The organism is Salmonella sp. SAL4457 (assembly GCF_046548235.1).
GTDB lineage: Bacteria > Pseudomonadota > Gammaproteobacteria > Enterobacterales > Enterobacteriaceae > Salmonella > Salmonella enterica.
Map to the genome: position 1 here is coordinate 51029 of NZ_JBGDZO010000001.1, position 16345 is coordinate 67373.

At 51.4% G+C, this 16345-nt stretch carries 16 protein-coding genes; 8 read left to right on the forward strand and 8 right to left on the reverse strand.

Going from position 1 to position 16345, the window contains the following annotated elements; translation table 11 throughout:
* Positions 1–208: 208 nt before the first annotated feature.
* Both ACLJNW_RS00265 and ACLJNW_RS00270 read left to right on the forward strand, forming a co-directional pair.
* The gene (locus ACLJNW_RS00265; protein WP_001518989.1) at positions 209–1576 is read left to right on the forward strand and encodes an L-serine ammonia-lyase; all 1368 of its coding nucleotides are present in this window, start codon (positions 209–211) and stop codon (positions 1574–1576) included.
* Positions 1577–1580: 4 nt separating this feature from the next.
* Positions 1581–1970: a helix-turn-helix domain-containing protein gene (locus ACLJNW_RS00270; RefSeq protein ID WP_000876817.1), complete on the forward strand. Its 390-nt coding sequence runs from the start codon at positions 1581–1583 to the stop codon at positions 1968–1970.
* Here ACLJNW_RS00270 and fghA read toward each other — a convergent pair.
* Complete coding sequence (gene fghA, locus ACLJNW_RS00275; RefSeq protein WP_000425491.1) at positions 1959–2816, reverse strand: S-formylglutathione hydrolase; 858 nt, start codon at positions 2814–2816, stop codon at positions 1959–1961. The two genes, ACLJNW_RS00270 and fghA, sit on opposite strands and share 12 nt — an antisense overlap.
* A gap of 329 nt (positions 2817–3145) precedes the next feature.
* Between fghA and folE the strand changes: the two genes are divergently transcribed.
* The 6 genes from folE to mglC all read left to right on the forward strand — a co-directional run bounded on the left by folE (position 3146) and on the right by mglC (position 10320).
* A complete protein-coding gene (gene folE / locus ACLJNW_RS00280) occupies positions 3146–3814 on the forward strand; it encodes a GTP cyclohydrolase I FolE (RefSeq protein WP_001139611.1) in 669 nt (222 codons plus the stop codon).
* 14 nt (positions 3815–3828) lie between these two features.
* On the forward strand, positions 3829–4971 hold the full coding sequence (gene yeiB / locus ACLJNW_RS00285; RefSeq protein ID WP_001518079.1) for a DUF418 domain-containing protein YeiB: 1143 nt from the start codon (positions 3829–3831) through the stop codon (positions 4969–4971).
* A 149-nt stretch (positions 4972–5120) separates the two neighbouring features.
* Complete coding sequence (galS, locus tag ACLJNW_RS00290; RefSeq protein ID WP_000628631.1) at positions 5121–6143, forward strand: HTH-type transcriptional regulator GalS; 1023 nt, start codon at positions 5121–5123, stop codon at positions 6141–6143.
* 498 nt (positions 6144–6641) lie between these two features.
* On the forward strand, positions 6642–7640 hold the full coding sequence (gene mglB, locus ACLJNW_RS00295; RefSeq protein WP_001036943.1) for a galactose/glucose ABC transporter substrate-binding protein MglB: 999 nt from the start codon (positions 6642–6644) through the stop codon (positions 7638–7640).
* Between the two features lie 133 nt (positions 7641–7773).
* Positions 7774–9294 (forward strand): galactose/methyl galactoside ABC transporter ATP-binding protein MglA, encoded by a 1521-nt coding sequence (gene mglA / locus ACLJNW_RS00300; RefSeq protein WP_000535907.1) that lies wholly within the window; start codon positions 7774–7776, stop codon positions 9292–9294.
* Positions 9295–9309: 15 nt separating this feature from the next.
* Positions 9310–10320, forward strand: a complete 1011-nt coding sequence (gene mglC / locus ACLJNW_RS00305) for a galactose/methyl galactoside ABC transporter permease MglC (RefSeq protein ID WP_001275101.1) — start codon at positions 9310–9312, stop codon at positions 10318–10320.
* A gap of 74 nt (positions 10321–10394) precedes the next feature.
* Here mglC and preA read toward each other — a convergent pair whose 3' ends face one another.
* The 7 genes from preA to ACLJNW_RS00340 form a co-directional block, all read right to left on the reverse strand.
* Positions 10395–11630: an NAD-dependent dihydropyrimidine dehydrogenase subunit PreA gene (gene preA / locus ACLJNW_RS00310; RefSeq protein WP_023203832.1), complete on the reverse strand. Its 1236-nt coding sequence runs from the start codon at positions 11628–11630 to the stop codon at positions 10395–10397.
* Positions 11624–12865: an NAD(P)-dependent oxidoreductase gene (locus tag ACLJNW_RS00315; protein ID WP_023258893.1), complete on the reverse strand. Its 1242-nt coding sequence runs from the start codon at positions 12863–12865 to the stop codon at positions 11624–11626. The genes preA and ACLJNW_RS00315 overlap by 7 nt, the downstream gene beginning before the upstream one ends.
* A gap of 204 nt (positions 12866–13069) precedes the next feature.
* Entirely contained in the window at positions 13070–13315 is a 246-nt protein-coding gene (locus tag ACLJNW_RS00320) for a DUF2542 family protein (protein WP_000605187.1), read from the reverse strand.
* Complete coding sequence (gene sanA, locus ACLJNW_RS00325) at positions 13312–14031, reverse strand: outer membrane permeability protein SanA (RefSeq protein WP_000920081.1); 720 nt, start codon at positions 14029–14031, stop codon at positions 13312–13314. The genes ACLJNW_RS00320 and sanA overlap by 4 nt, the downstream gene beginning before the upstream one ends.
* A gap of 176 nt (positions 14032–14207) precedes the next feature.
* Positions 14208–15092, reverse strand: coding sequence for a cytidine deaminase (gene cdd, locus ACLJNW_RS00330; protein WP_000553526.1), 885 nt, complete (start codon positions 15090–15092; stop codon positions 14208–14210).
* A 153-nt stretch (positions 15093–15245) separates the two neighbouring features.
* Positions 15246–15941: a CidB/LrgB family autolysis modulator gene (locus tag ACLJNW_RS00335; protein ID WP_000989296.1), complete on the reverse strand. Its 696-nt coding sequence runs from the start codon at positions 15939–15941 to the stop codon at positions 15246–15248.
* Positions 15938–16336 (reverse strand): CidA/LrgA family protein, encoded by a 399-nt coding sequence (locus tag ACLJNW_RS00340; RefSeq protein ID WP_000045719.1) that lies wholly within the window; start codon positions 16334–16336, stop codon positions 15938–15940. Before ACLJNW_RS00340 ends, ACLJNW_RS00335 begins: the two co-directional genes overlap by 4 nt.
* Positions 16337–16345: the final 9 nt, after the last annotated feature.

A 16345-nucleotide genomic window follows, 5' to 3' on the forward strand; every position in this document is an offset into this window, starting at 1 on the left:
TCCCTTAATTTACGGGTATTATAATGGCTCTTTTGTGGCGTGGAATCTCGTGCTATCACAGATATCACAGCCAGAAAAGGGCTAAAAAAGCGTTGTTTTTGATACCAGGTAAAGTTCAGACACAAAAGGTATCACTTTTGATATGCCAACTGTGCGAGGATGTTATTTATTACTGAACGCGAATGACACTGAAAGGATTGATATAACGATGGAGAGTTGCCTTGATATATTCAAAATAGTAATAGGTCCATCCAGCTCACGTACCGTAGGGCCGATGCGCGCCGCCTGTCACTTTATTTCATTGCTCAGAGAACAAGAGACGTTGCCGCTAATTCGGGAAATTGAAATCGAGCTGTATGGCGCGTTATCGTTAAGCCGCAAGTGCCACAATGTGGATACCGCCCTGTATCTTGGGCTGCTGGGTTGCCAGCCGGAGAATGTCGATCTCCGTTCGCATATGGCGGTGATTAAGCGTGCGGAAAATGAAAACAAAATCGAACTCCCGCTCTCTGACGCGGGCGGAATCACGATAAAAGTCAAGATTATCGCCAATCACCAGGCGCATCCAGGCCATCCTTATGCCATGACGTTTCGCGCCAGAGATGATTATTTTACGGTGTATGAAGAGACCTGGTTTTCGACCGGCGCCGGACAGGTTCGCAAACATGGCGAGCCGCTGACGCCATCGCTTCCTTTGCGTACAGTGTCGCCCTTTGAATTTAGTCATGCCGCGCAGTTGCTGGCGCTGTGTCGGCGTAACGGCCTGTCCGTAGCGGCGCTGATGATGAAAAATGAGCTGTGCCGCCACTCGCCACAGACGTTGCAGAATTATCTGGCGCAAATATGGGACGTGATGCAGCAGGCGGTTTATCGCGGCCTGCATACTGAGGGGGTATTACCCGGCCCCTATCAGGTACCGCGGCGCGCCTGTGCGTTACATAAGACGTTACAGGCGAACCGTTCCGCCAGCGATTTTTTAACCGCGCTGAACTGGGTCAATGCCTTCGCGATTGCGGTAAGCGAAGAAAATGCCAGCGGCGGACAGATTGTTACCGCGCCAACCAATGGCGCGTGCGGCATCATTCCGGCAGCGCTCTGCTGGTATGATAAATTTGTCACGCCGCTGGAGCCCGGTGCTCTGACCCGTTTCTTCCTGACCGCCGCCGCTATCGCGATATTGTTTAAACAAAACGCCTCTATTCTGGGATCTGAAGTTGGCTGTCAGGGGGAAGTCGGCGTGGCGTGCTCAATGGCGGCGGCGGGCCTGGCTGAACTGATGGGCGCATCCGTGGAGCAAACGCTGAGCGCCGCTGAAATTGCCATGGAACATCATCTGGGATTGACCTGCGATCCGCTGGGCGGGCAGGTACAAATTCCCTGCATAGAGAGAAATGCCATCTCTGCCGTGAAAGCGATAAACGCGGCGACGATGGCGATGAGTCGCGTAAGCGAACCCTGTATTTCGCTCGATGAGATCATTGCTGCGATGTACGAGACCGGTAAAGACATGAGCGCTAAATACCGTGAAACGTATCATGGTTCGCTGGGGAAAATTCAGCCGCGCAAGAGAGGGTAACAGCGTGAAATACAATACGATGAATAACGATGAGATTATCCTGTCGTTGTGCGCTCGCTTAAAGGAGACGCGTCTGTCTCTTTCGATGACCCAGCAGCAGCTTGCCGATCGCGCGCACGTTGGCATCGCCACCATCAAGCGTATCGAGAAGGGGGGAGGGCTCAATCTTGATACGTTAATTTCTCTCCTGCGGGCGCTGGATAAGTTGCATAATCTTGATGCGGTGCTGTTTGAATCCGAGCTGCGTAATTTTCACGAAAGTTATGAAGGTGGAGAGGGCAGCGGCCGCCTTCAGGTACGCCAGCAGGCCGCGGATTTAAATAATAAATCTTCCGCGCCGCAGTCGGAGGAGGTGAATTACAGCGCGGCGCTGGAAAATTCATTATGTTGGTGACGTCTCACGCTCGTCCCGTAAATACCGGGCATGAAAGCGCAGATGGTCCTCGATGAAGGACGCAATAAAATAATAGCTATGATCGTAGCCAGGCTGGATTCGTAGCGTCATCGGCCAGGTGGTTTGCCGCGCGGCTTCCGCCAGTACGGCGGGCTGAAGTTGATCGGCGAGGAATTGATCGCTGTCGCCCTGATCGATGAGCACAGGAATGGCGTCCTGCGGCTGGCTGGCCAGCATTAATTCGCAGCTATCCCACTCAGTCCAGGCTGATTCATCTTCGCCGAGATAAGCGGTAAGCGCTTTGATTCCCCACGGCACGCGGCTGGGGTTGACGATAGGCGCAAAAGCAGAGACGCTGGTGTATTTGCCCGGATTTTTCAGCGCCATGATTAATGCGCCGTGGCCGCCCATCGAGTGCCCGCTGATGGCGCAACGGTCGCTGACGTTAAACTGTGTCTGGATAAGCGCCGGAAGCTCATCGCGCAGGTAATCGTACATGCGATAATGGCTGGCCCAGGGCGGCTGTGTGGCATTGAGATAAAACCCGGCGCCGTGGCCTAAATCGTATCCGCTATCGTCGGCGACCTGTTCACCGCGTGGACTGGTATCCGGCATCACCAATACAATGCCCAGTTCTGCTGCGATACGCTGCGCGCCTGCTTTGGTGGTAAAATTCTCATCATTGCAGGTCAACCCGGACAACCAGTACAGTACCGGAGGCGGTTCATTATCCTGAGTCGGCGGAAGAAAAATGCTGAATGTCATGGCGCAGTTTAGCGTGGCGGCATGATGACGCCAGCGCTGCTGCCAGCCGCCAAAACATCGGTGCTCTTCGAGCATTTCCATGCGGGGGCTCCTTTTATAGTGAACCTGATAAGGTATGCAGATTCTTCATAATACAGATTATTCACCGCGTTGTGAGTAACTTTCACTTCCGTAATACATAAACATGCTTCATCATTTAAATAACGTTGCGTTAACAAATATGCCCTTTGTCCTGCCAGCATTCTCGCACCGGAAAAGATGTCATGAAAGGCAGCGACAATTTCAACAATTATGGGCGTGAATACTGGATTATGTGCGCTACCTCACGCACAATAATCACACTGTCACAATATTGACAAACTTTGCCCCATGCAGGGCAGAGGCGCCACACCTGCAGGAGAACACGATTAATGCCATCACTCAGTAAAGAAGCGGCCCTGGTTCATGACGCGCTGGTTGCCCGGGGGCTGGAAACGCCGCTGCGCCCGCCTATGGATGAACTGGATAATGAAACGCGAAAAAGCCTTATCGCAGGGCATATGACTGAGATTATGCAGTTGCTGAATCTCGATTTGAGCGATGACAGTCTGATGGAAACGCCGCATCGTATCGCTAAGATGTACGTTGACGAGATTTTCGCCGGCCTCGACTATGCCAATTTCCCGAAAATTACCCTCATTGAAAATAAAATGAAGGTGGATGAAATGGTCACCGTCCGCGATATCACGCTGACCAGCACCTGTGAACATCACTTTGTGACCATTGATGGCAAAGCGACCGTCGCGTATATCCCCAAAGATTCCGTGATCGGCCTGTCGAAAATTAACCGCATCGTGCAATTCTTCGCCCAGCGTCCGCAGGTTCAGGAACGTTTGACCCAACAAATTCTGACGGCGCTGCAAACCTTGCTCGGCACCAATAATGTAGCGGTATCGATTGATGCGGTGCATTACTGCGTGAAAGCGCGCGGTATTCGTGACGCAACCAGCGCCACGACGACGACGTCGCTGGGCGGATTGTTTAAGTCCAGCCAGAATACGCGCCAGGAGTTTCTGCGTGCCGTTCGCCATCATCCATGATTAAGGCGGAGACGATGGAACGTAATGTCACACTGGATTTTGTACGTGGCGTCGCTATCCTCGGTATCCTGCTTCTTAACATTAGCGCCTTTGGATTGCCGAAGGCGGCTTATCTCAATCCCGCCTGGTACGGCGCGATCGTTCCCGAAGACGCCTGGTCCTGGGCGATTCTCGATATTGTGGCGCAGGCTAAGTTTCTTACGCTGTTCGCGTTGTTGTTTGGCGCGGGGCTACAAATGCTGCTTCCGCGTGGTAAACAGTGGATTCAGTCGCGCTTAACGCTATTGGTACTGTTAGGTTTTATCCATGCGTTATTCTTTTGGGACGGCGACATTCTGCTGGCCTACGGTCTGGTCGGATTAATTTGCTGGCGACTGGTACGCGACGCGCCTTCGGTAAAAAGCCTGTTCAATACCGGCATACTCCTTTATCTGGTCGGGATTGGCGTGCTACTGCTGCTGGGCGTGGTATCGAGTAGCGAAACCAGCCGCGCCTGGACGCCGGATGCGTCGGCAATATTGTATGAAAAATACTGGAAGCTGAACGGCGGCATGGAGGCTATCAGCAACCGGGCAGAGATGCTGTCGAATAGTTTACTGGCGCTCGGCGCGCAGTATGGCTGGCAACTGGCAGGTATGATGCTGCTGGGCGCTGCGCTAATGCGTAGCGGCTGGCTGAAAGGTCAGTACAGTCTGCGGCACTATCGCCGTACCGGGGTTCTGCTGGTGGCGTTAGGGCTAATGATCAACCTGCCTGCGGTCATTTTACAATGGCGGCTGGACTGGGCGTACCGCTGGTGCGCCTTTTTATTGCAGGCGCCGCGTGAACTGAGCGCGCCGTTGCAAACGCTGGGCTATGCCGCGCTGATGTTTGGCTTCTGGCCGCAGCTTAGCCGATGCAGACTGACGCTTGCCATTGCCTGCGTAGGGCGAATGGCGCTGACCAATTATCTGCTGCAGACGATCATCTGTACCACGCTGTTTTATCAGTTTGGCTTATTTATGAAATTCAATCGACTGGAACTCTTGTTCTTTGTCGTTCCGGTATGGGCAATAAACCTTCTCTTTTCCGTCATCTGGCTACGTTTCTGGCGACAGGGACCGGTCGAGTGGTTATGGCGTCAACTCACGTTGCGCGCGTCAGGATCGCTCAGATAACGATCTGGATCACATTCATTAACAAAATGGCTGTAACCGTTTCCATCCCTGTGATGTTTCTCACGCAGCCCTGGGCAGGGTGCTGACAAAATAGCCGCCTGCTAACGGGGCATTTGTGAGCATTTTTGAACTCAAACAGGGCAGTGAATATGATCACCATTCGTGATGTAGCGCGCCAGGCTGGCGTGTCTGTAGCGACCGTTTCCCGCGTACTGAATAACAGCGCGTTGGTCAGTCCCGACACCCGTGACGCCGTTATGCAGGCCGTCACCCTGCTGGGATATCGGCCAAATGCGAATGCGCAAGCGCTGGCCACCCAGGTGAGCGACACCATCGGCGTCGTGGTCATGGATGTTTCCGATGCCTTTTTCGGCGCTCTGGTGAAAGCCGTAGATCTGGTCGCGCAGCAGCACCAGAAATATGTTCTCATTGGCAACAGTTATCATGAGGCGGAAAAAGAGCGCCATGCGATTGAAGTCTTGATCCGTCAGCGTTGTAACGCATTGATTGTTCACTCAAAAGCCTTAACCGATCGCGAGCTGAGCGACTTTATGGATCAGATCCCCGGTATGGTGCTGATTAACCGTATCGTGCCGGGTTATGCGCATCGTTGTGTTTGTCTCGACAATGTGAGCGGCGCCAGAATGGCGACCCGAATGTTGCTGAATAATGGACATCAACGCATCGGCTACCTGGCCTCCAGCCACCGTATTGAAGATGACGCGATGCGCAGAGAAGGGTGGTTACACGCGCTGCAAGAGCAGGGGATTGCTGCGTCGGAGAGCTGGATAGGCACCGGCACGCCGGACATGCAGGGCGGCGAGTCGGCAATGGTTGAGTTGCTGGGACGCAATCTGCAACTGACGGCGGTATTTGCCTATAACGATAACATGGCGGCGGGCGCGCTGACGGCGTTAAAAGATAACGGCATCGCCATTCCCTTGCATCTGTCTGTCATCGGTTTCGACGATATCCCTATTGCTCGTTATACCGATCCTCAGTTGACTACCGTGCGCTATCCTATTGCTTCTATGGCGAAAATCGCGACCGAGCTGGCGTTACAGGGGGCTGCAGGCACGCTGGATATCACGGCGACGCACTGCTTCATGCCGACCCTGGTACGGCGCCATTCGGTGGCATGGCGACAGAATGCGGTACTGATCACTAACTGATTACGCACCGCATGTAACCGTTTTCAATCTGTGAGTAAATTCACAGTTTATTAACATTGTGATAGCTATGATGACAACGTTTGTCGCACTGTAACTAACGTGTAACAGTTAGTTGTCAGTTTTGCTGGGGTATTTCGCTTATAAAAACCGTTATCACAATATCCCGCGACTACCGGACAAAAATAAAGAGTTGAATAAGAGCTTATCCCATTAGGGCTATTTTACTTGCCATTTTGGACCTGGGCAGTGCTCGCCAAAACGCGTTAGCGTTTTGAACGCCGCTAGCGGCGGCCCGAAGGGCGAGCGTAGCGAGTCAAACCTCACGTACTACGTGTACGCTCCGGTTTTTGCGCGCTGTCCGTGTCCAAACTGGCTGCGCCAATAACGCCTGGTGGGATAGGCTCTAAATACGCTTCGGCGTTCAGTAACACGCGTTAACGTGCTGAACAGCCGGGCATTTTTTTACGCTATACCCTACATAATAAAACCGGAGCTACCATGAATAAGAAGGTACTGACCCTTTCTGCCGTGATGGCAAGTCTGTTATTCGGCGCGCACGCGCACGCGGCTGATACTCGTATTGGCGTGACGATTTATAAATATGACGATAACTTTATGTCCGTGGTGCGTAAGGCTATTGAAAAAGATGGCAAATCCGCGCCGGATGTTCAGCTACTGATGAATGACTCGCAAAACGATCAATCCAAACAGAATGATCAAATTGACGTTTTATTGGCGAAAGGGGTTAAAGCTCTGGCGATTAACCTGGTCGACCCGGCAGCCGCCGGTACGGTGATTGAGAAAGCGCGCGGGCAAAATGTGCCGGTGGTGTTCTTTAACAAAGAGCCTTCCCGCAAAGCGCTGGACAGCTATGACAAGGCGTATTATGTCGGGACTGACTCTAAAGAATCCGGTGTGATTCAGGGCGACTTGATTGCCAAACACTGGCAGGCGAATCAGGGTTGGGATCTGAATAAAGACGGTAAAATTCAGTATGTTCTGCTGAAAGGCGAGCCGGGGCACCCGGATGCTGAAGCCCGTACGACGTATGTGGTGAAAGAGTTAAATGATAAAGGTATTCAGACCGAGCAACTGGCGTTAGACACCGCCATGTGGGATACCGCGCAGGCAAAAGATAAGATGGATGCCTGGCTGTCTGGCCCGAACGCTAACAAGATTGAAGTGGTTATCGCGAATAACGATGCGATGGCGATGGGCGCGGTAGAGGCGCTGAAAGCGCATAATAAATCGTCGATTCCGGTCTTTGGCGTCGATGCGTTACCGGAAGCCCTGGCGCTGGTGAAATCGGGCGCGATGGCCGGTACGGTACTGAATGACGCCAACAATCAGGCGAAAGCGACATTCGATCTGGCGAAAAACCTCGCCGAAGGCAAGGGTGCGGCTGACGGCACCAGCTGGAAGATTGAGAACAAAATCGTGCGCGTGCCTTATGTCGGCGTGGACAAAGACAATCTGAGCGAATTTACCCAAAAATAACTTTTCCGTCTGTGGGCGCAATTTTGTTGCGCCCTGAAACCGTGGAAGGGTGACGCGCCGCAGACCGGATAACGTATTTCTTTTGCCATCCGGCGCGGATAGTCATAATTAAAAAGGCCGACAGGGTATCATTATGGGCAGCACGATTTCTCCGCCGTCGGGTGAATATTTGTTGGAAATGCGTGGCATTAACAAATCATTTCCCGGCGTGAAAGCGCTTGATAATGTCAACTTAAACGTTCGTCCGCATTCTATTCATGCATTAATGGGCGAAAACGGCGCAGGCAAATCAACATTATTAAAATGTCTTTTCGGTATTTATCAAAAAGACTCCGGCAGCATTGTATTTCAGGGAAAAGAAGTGGACTTCCATTCGGCGAAAGAAGCGCTGGAGAATGGGATTTCGATGGTACACCAGGAGTTAAATCTGGTATTACAACGTTCGGTCATGGATAACATGTGGTTGGGACGTTATCCCACCAAAGGTATGTTTGTCGACCAGGATAAAATGTACCAGGATACCAAAGCGATATTTGATGAACTGGATATCGATATTGACCCGCGCGCGCGCGTAGGAACGTTATCCGTTTCGCAAATGCAGATGATCGAAATTGCGAAGGCGTTTTCCTATAACGCTAAGATCGTTATTATGGATGAACCGACCTCATCGTTAACTGAGAAAGAGGTTAATCATCTGTTCACCATTATTCGCAAGCTGAAAGAACGCGGCTGCGGTATTGTTTATATCTCGCATAAAATGGAAGAAATTTTTCAATTGTGCGATGAAATTACTATTTTGCGCGACGGTCAGTGGATTGCCACCCAGCCGCTGGAAGGGCTGGATATGGATAAGATCATTGCGATGATGGTCGGGCGTTCCCTGAACCAGCGCTTTCCGGATAAAGAAAATAAGCCGGGCGACGTGATTCTGGAGGTACGTCACCTGACCTCGCTGCGCCAGCCTTCCATTCGCGATGTCTCCTTTGATTTGCACAAGGGCGAAATTCTGGGCATTGCCGGTCTGGTTGGGGCAAAGCGTACCGATATCGTCGAAACGCTGTTTGGCATTCGTGAGAAGTCGTCCGGGACAATCACTTTACATGGCAAGAAAATTAATAATCACACTGCGAACGAAGCGATTAACCACGGTTTTGCGCTGGTGACGGAAGAGCGTCGTTCCACCGGAATTTATGCCTATCTGGATATCGGATTTAACTCATTAATTTCGAATATCCGTAATTATAAAAATAAAGTGGGGTTACTGGATAATTCCCGGATGAAAAGCGACACCCAATGGGTTATTGATTCCATGCGGGTAAAAACGCCGGGGCATCGCACGCAAATTGGTTCACTTTCCGGCGGCAATCAGCAAAAGGTGATCATTGGTCGCTGGCTATTAACGCAGCCGGAAATATTAATGCTGGACGAACCGACCCGCGGCATTGATGTCGGCGCAAAGTTTGAAATTTATCAGCTTATTGCGGAACTGGCGAAAAAAGGCAAGGGGATCATCATTATCTCTTCTGAAATGCCGGAGCTGTTAGGGATTACCGATCGTATCCTGGTGATGAGTAACGGTCTCGTTTCCGGCATTGTCGATACTAAAACAACAACGCAAAATGAAATTTTGCGTCTTGCTTCTTTGCACCTTTAAGATCAGGGGCTCCTTATGAGTGCGTTAAACAAGAAAAGCTTTTTGACCTGGCTGAAAGAGGGCGGAATTTACGTCGTTCTTTTAGTGTTGCTGGCGATTATTATTTTCCAGGACCCGACTTTTTTAAGTTTGCTGAATTTAAGTAATATTCTGACGCAATCTTCGGTACGTATTATTATCGCGCTGGGCGTGGCGGGACTCATCGTCACCCAAGGGACAGACCTGTCGGCGGGGCGTCAGGTAGGGCTGGCGGCGGTTGTGGCGGCAACATTACTGCAATCAATGGAAAACGCCAACAAAGTGTTTCCGGAAATGGCGACCATGCCGATTGCGCTGGTCATCCTGATTGTCTGCGCGATTGGCGCGGTGATTGGCCTGGTGAACGGCATCATCATTGCTTACCTGAACGTGACGCCGTTTATTACCACGCTTGGCACGATGATTATCGTTTATGGGATCAACTCCCTTTACTATGACTTTGTCGGCGCTTCGCCCATTTCCGGCTTTGACAGCGGCTTTTCCACCTTTGCACAGGGCTTTGTGGCGATGGGCAGTTTCCGGCTCTCATACATCACCTTTTACGCTCTGATTGCGGTAGCGTTTGTCTGGGTGCTGTGGAATAAGACCCGTTTTGGTAAAAACATTTTTGCTATTGGCGGCAACCCGGAGGCGGCGAAAGTTTCTGGCGTAAACGTGGCGCTGAACCTGCTGATGATTTATGCGCTCTCCGGCGTGTTTTATGCCTTCGGCGGCTTACTGGAAGCAGGGCGTATTGGTTCTGCCACCAACAACCTCGGCTTTATGTATGAACTGGATGCGATTGCCGCGTGCGTGGTCGGGGGCGTATCGTTTAGCGGCGGAGTGGGGACGGTCTTCGGCGTGGTGACCGGCGTCATTATCTTTACCGTCATCAACTATGGCCTGACCTATATAGGGGTAAACCCGTACTGGCAGTACATTATCAAAGGCGGCATTATCATTTTCGCCGTGGCGCTGGACTCGCTGAAATACGCGCGTAAGAAGTAGTTATCCAGACCTATTACTTTGCTTATCAGATAACCCGGCGCAGCGAAACTGCGCGCCGGGCTTCATACCGTGAGCTACAGCGTTAACGCGTGTTCTTTTTCGCCTTTTTTAAATTTGACCTCGCCTAAATCAATACAGGCGACCGGGCAGACATGACCGCACAGCAGACAACCGACGCATTTTTCCGTATTGCAATGCGGTGTGCGGCTGTGTTCATCCCACTCCATCGCCTGATGACCGCCGTCATAGCAGGAGATATAGCAACGTCCGCAGCCGACGCATTTCTCCTGATTAATCCGCGGATAGACGATATAGCTGCGATCCAGGTCTTCCGCCGGGATAATATTGTCATTCGCCAGCCCGATCATCTCCTGTAATGAGGCAAATCCCTGATCGGCCAGATAGTGGCTGAGGCCGCTCGCCATATCTTCTACAATGCGGTAACCGTATTGCATAATGCCTGTCGTCACCTGTAGGGTCGCCGCGCCCAGCAGCAGAAATTCGGCAGCGTCTTCCCAGGTTTCAATGCCGCCGATACCGCTAATCGGGAAATCGCGCAGTTCAGGGTGCATTCGCAACTGCTGGATAAAACGCAGCGCAATGGGTTTCACCGCTTTTCCTGAATAACCGGAGATACTGGATTTACCGTTAACCACCGGCATCCCGATTTTGCGGTTCAGGTCGATGTTAGTAATGGATTTCACGGTGTTGATGGTGGCGATACCGTCGGCTCCGCCGCGTTTGGCGGCCAGCGCGACTTCACACATATCGCCAATATTCGGCGTCATTTTCGCCAGCATTGGCAAAGATGAACCGCGTTTTACGGCGCGGCAGTATTTTTCAACCAGCTCCGGGCTTTGCCCTACATCGCTTCCCATGGCGTGCGAGGTCATCTGCGGGCAAGAGAAGTTACACTCAATCATATCCGCGCCGGCTTCTTCAACCAGACGCGCCAGTTCTTGCCACTGCTGCTCATTTTCCCCCATGATGGAAGCAATCAGCACCTTATCCGGATAATCCTGTTTTAGCCGTCGAATGGCGGCCAGATTCTCTTCCAGCGGATGCTCAGCAATTTGCTCCATGTTTTTGAAACCAATAAAACCGGTATCTTCTTTCGTCAGGTGATCAAAACGTGGAGAGACTTCGTTGGCAATAAAAAAACCAATGGTTTTAAAAACGATCCCGCCCCAGCCGGTATCATAGGCTTTGGCGCACATCTCATAACAGTTGCCTACCGGAGAAGAAGAAAGACAAAACGGATTGGGAAACTTAACGCCGCAAAAGGTAACAGACAAATCTTTTGTTAACATGAGCAGGCCTCCTCTAAATAATGATGAATAGCCTGAGCGGCTTCTTTTCCGGTTTTTACCGCATAAACGACGGTCTTATCGCCTTTAACAATATCGCCAGCGGCAAAGATCGCCGGGTCGTCGGTTTGATAATTGTGCGTGTCGATAATATTATGCTGCGCTTTTATCTCCGCAAAGGTATCCAGTCGCGCGTGCTGCCCCACGGCCAAAATAATATTTTCCGCTTCCAGCGTCAGTTCTCCTGAGTGGCGTACATGGTGGAAGGTCACTTTATTTCCGCTGACGGCGACAGGCGTAAAACCATCAATAATCGATACGCCTAATGCCTGCGTGCTGGTAAATTCTTTTTCGCTGGCGGGAAATTGGGCTAATTCTTCCCGCGCCACGCAGGTGACGGAAGGACAGCCGAGAATTTTTAACGTACTGGCGACATCCATCGCTACGTCGCCGCCGCCAATAATTAATGCGCTACGCGGAACGCTAATATCGCCGTCGGCCTGACGGGCGCGCTGTAAAAAATCAACGGCAATCTCTACGTGATTGGCTTGCTCAAATAACGGTAAATCAGAGCCACAGGACATCCCGACGGTCATCAGCACGGCGCGATATTCGGCTTTGAGTTGCGCAAGCGATAGCGACCCGCCCACCTCACAATTACATTTAATATTGACGCCCATTTCTACAATGCGGGCAATTTCCTGATCGAGAACGCTTTGCGGCAGACGAAATGCCGGGATGCCGTGACGCAGCCATCCGCCGGGCTGCGGCTGTTTTTCGTAAATGGTGACGTCATAGCCTAAATGCGTGAGCGTCACGCTTGCCTGCAAACCTGCCGGACCCGCGCCAATAATCGCTACTTTCCCGCGTGTTTTACTCCCGGGCTGATAAATCTGCATGGCAGTCTGCTGTTCAAAATCGGTAATAAAACGTTGCAGGCGTGCAATATCAATAGGTTTATCTATTCCGGAACGTGTACATCCGCGCTGGCATAATTTTTCCGTCGGACAGACTCTGGCGCAGACGGCGCCAAGCGCATTATTTTCCCGGATAGTTTCCGCTGCGCCTTTAAAATTGCGAAAGTAAATAGAACGAATAAATTTCCCCGGATCGGTTTGCGCCGGGCAAGCCTGACTACAGGGCGCATCGTGACATAATAAACAACGTGAAGCCTCTTTTATTGCCAGTAATGGCGTAAAACCAGGCGTGAGTTCATCCAGATAATTTTGTTGCGGCATATAATCTTCCTTAATGCTTGAATAAATTAAGGCGAAACGCAAATAACGCGTTTTAATGATCCAAAATCTACCGCCAGCCTAAGCATTGAAAGAAGGGTATTCTGTGAAAGAATTCACAAAAAAATGAAACCAGAATGCAAAACAGCATTTGTTCCTTATATCATAATAATAACTATTCTCAATTTTAAAGGGATAATAAATAGATTAACGATAAAAAAGAAGATAAATAATCATTCCAGTAAATAAAAAACCGCAACCGGTATAAAGAAAAAGATAAGACCAATATTGTACGGGATCGGCATGGCGATAGACATAAACCGGTTTTCGCGCATTTTTGACAACTTTATCTACCGCGCCGGTTCGCCAGCCTTTCCAGGCCTCACGGAAGCAAAAAAGCGGGAGTAGCAGAAAGGCTAATATGACAAATATCGTCTGTACATCCATGATCATTTCCCTTTTTTCTTTTCCAGTTCAAGCAATTGTTCCGGCGTAACGGCCGGATATCCCTGGGCGTCATTCGGCACCTGATGCTGCGTGGGAATAGGTACCAGCGGGCCTAAAAAACGCGGTTCGCGTTTAAAAATATAGAGATCCGCCAGCGCGCTAAAGCGGGCGCCAAATTCGCGCAGGCGCACTGTCAGCATATTTTTGGGCGAAGGTACCGCGTAACACTGCGCCTGAATGCCCATATGCAACGCAATAAACAAGGCGCGTTCGCAGTGGAAGCGCTGAGTGATGATAATAAAGTCGTTGGTATCAAACACTTTGCGGGTACGCACAATGGAGTCAAGCGTACGGAAGCCAGCGTAATCAAGCACAATGTCCGCAGGATCGACGCCCGCCGCGATAAGGTCTTTGCGCATGGTCATCGGTTCGTTATAGCTTTGCAGGGCATTGTCGCCGCTGAGCAGCAGGTAATTGACTTTACCGCTATTGTAAGCGTTTAACGCGCCCTGGATACGATAACGATAGTACTGATTAATGACACCCTTGCGATAGTATTTGGCTGTCCCTAACACGACGCCAACCTGGCGGTAGGGGAGATCCTGTAGCTCGTCATAGATATAGGGCGCTGTTTTCCAGCTCATCCACCGATCGAGGCCAAGCACCGTCAACAGCAGCAAGCCTACCAGGACCAACAGGCTGTAAAACACGCGCTTTAACATGCAGGAAACTCGATACCAGGATGAAAGTACGATCAGGCTACTGTACCCGAAGACGTAGCGCAAGAAACCGCCGTCTGATTGCGGAGATTTTCAGCATGATTTCCCTTGTATCGGGTCGCGGGAGAGGAGAGTCAGGCCGGATAAGACGCCAGTGCGTCGCTATCCGGCACATTTGCTTAGCCGAGAAGCACGCGGTCAATATTATGGCAACCTAACGCTTTCAGCGTTGCGGCGGTGGCATCCCATTGAATTAATGCTGCATCGCCTTTTTCCGCCAGAATCGCACGCTGAATATCCGCATAGTCATAGCCATTGAGACTCAGCAGGTTTAGCGCGCCTTGCAGCGGGGGAAGCGTAGGGTTAAAGGCGGCGTTTTCCGCATAGCTGCCGGTGAAAATACGGCCATCTTTACATTCCAGCGCCACGCCGCTCGGTGAGTGGCTATAAGGCATATGGCTCTTATTGGCTGCCGTTATCGCCGCTTGCGTTAGCGTATCGCCCGTTAACGTAAAGCCATGATCCTGCTCGTCCATCAGCAGCGTTTTGATCTCCAGATCTTTTGGCCCGAAAGCGTCAGGCAGATAATCGCGTAACGTATGCGGCGCGCGGCCCGGCAGATGAATGCGCAGATCCAGACCGCTGTTCAGCTCGTTCATAAACTGGCGACAGTGGCCGCAAGGCGTGTAGTTAACGGTGACGGCGGCGAGCCCTTTTTCGCCGCGTAGCCAGGCGTGGCTAATCGCGCTTTGTTCAGCATGCACAGTTTGTTGCATGGTGGCGCCCAGGAACTCCATATTCGCGCCGAAATACCAGTTGCCGCTAACGCCGCGCGCAATCGCGCCGACGTTAAAATGGGACAAATCGGTACGGGCGCAGGCCGCCGCCAGAGGTAACAGTGCGAAAGCCAGCGCGTCTTCGTCCAGTCCCGCCGTATTTTTAAGCGTCGAGACCTGCTCTGCGGTCAGCATGGCGGGAAAATGGTGGTCCGCCAGGATAGGGGCCAGCGCTGATTGCAAATTATCCGCAAGCTGGGCAAAAGCAGTTTGAAAACGTGGATGCATGGCGTTGCCTCATAACAATGTAATGGAACCGTAGTTTACGGGCCTGCTATGTCTTAATATGTGATCTAAATCTCATTGCTTATGCAACTTGTGAAACTTCAATGAAAAATGCGCGACGTATCGCAAATTTTAACCCGGTCTTTTGTCCCGTCGTTAGCGCATTACCGCCAGAATGAGCGGAAACAAAAAGGGCGCTACCAGCGAGGTAATAATGCCGCAGATCACCAGCGCCAGGGAGCTAAACGCGCCTTCCTGGTAATCCAGCTCGGCACAGCGCGCAGTACCGAGCGCATGTGAGGCGGTCCCCATTGCCAGCCCGCGTGCGGCCTTAGTACGGATGTGCATCGCGTTTAACAGCGTGTGGCCAAACACCGCGCCCAGAATACCGACAAAAATTACGCATACCGCGCTGATCGCAGGGATGCCGCCGATGCTGCCGCCCACCGCCATCGCGATAGGCGTAGTCACGGATTTAGGCAGTACCGATGCCGCGATTTCAGGCGTTGCGCCCATCAGCAAGGCAACGGATGTCCCGGTAATCATCGCTACCAGACTGCCGACAAAACAGATGCTAATAATGGATTTCCAACGCGCGCGAATCTGGTGCAACTGTTCATAAAGGGGATAGGCCAGCGCCACCACCGCCGGTTGCAGCAGATCGTTAAGTACTTCGCTGCCTTTGAAGTAGTGCTCGTAGGGAATACCGGTCAGCAACAGAAAAGGAATAATGACTACCATTGCCACCAGCAGCGGATTCAGCAACGGCATTTTAAAATGCGCCGCCAGTCTGCGGGCGGCGAAAAATACCGCCAGCGTCAGCGGTAACGACCACCAGATATATGTCATCATTTTTTCGTTCCCTTCTGCCCAACCACTTTACGCTCACCGTGTATCAGATGTGAACTCCAGCTTACGACCACAAAAACGACCAGCGTACTGATAGCGCAAGAGACCACCACCGGGCCGAATTGCGCGCGCAGTAAGTCAAAATATTGCATGACCCCAACGCCAATTGGCACAAACAGCAACGCCATATAACGAATCAGCACATAACAGCCGGGGTTAACCCACTTTGCCGGCAGAATTTGCAGCGCCAGCAATACAAACAGAATTAACATCCCGATAATGCTGCCGGGAATAGTGATAGGAAGCAGTGATGCAAGAAAAATGCCTGCGTACAAACAGGCATAAATCAATACAAAAGCGCGTATATATTGCCAGATAATATTCAGTGACTTACTCATGTTTAAAGC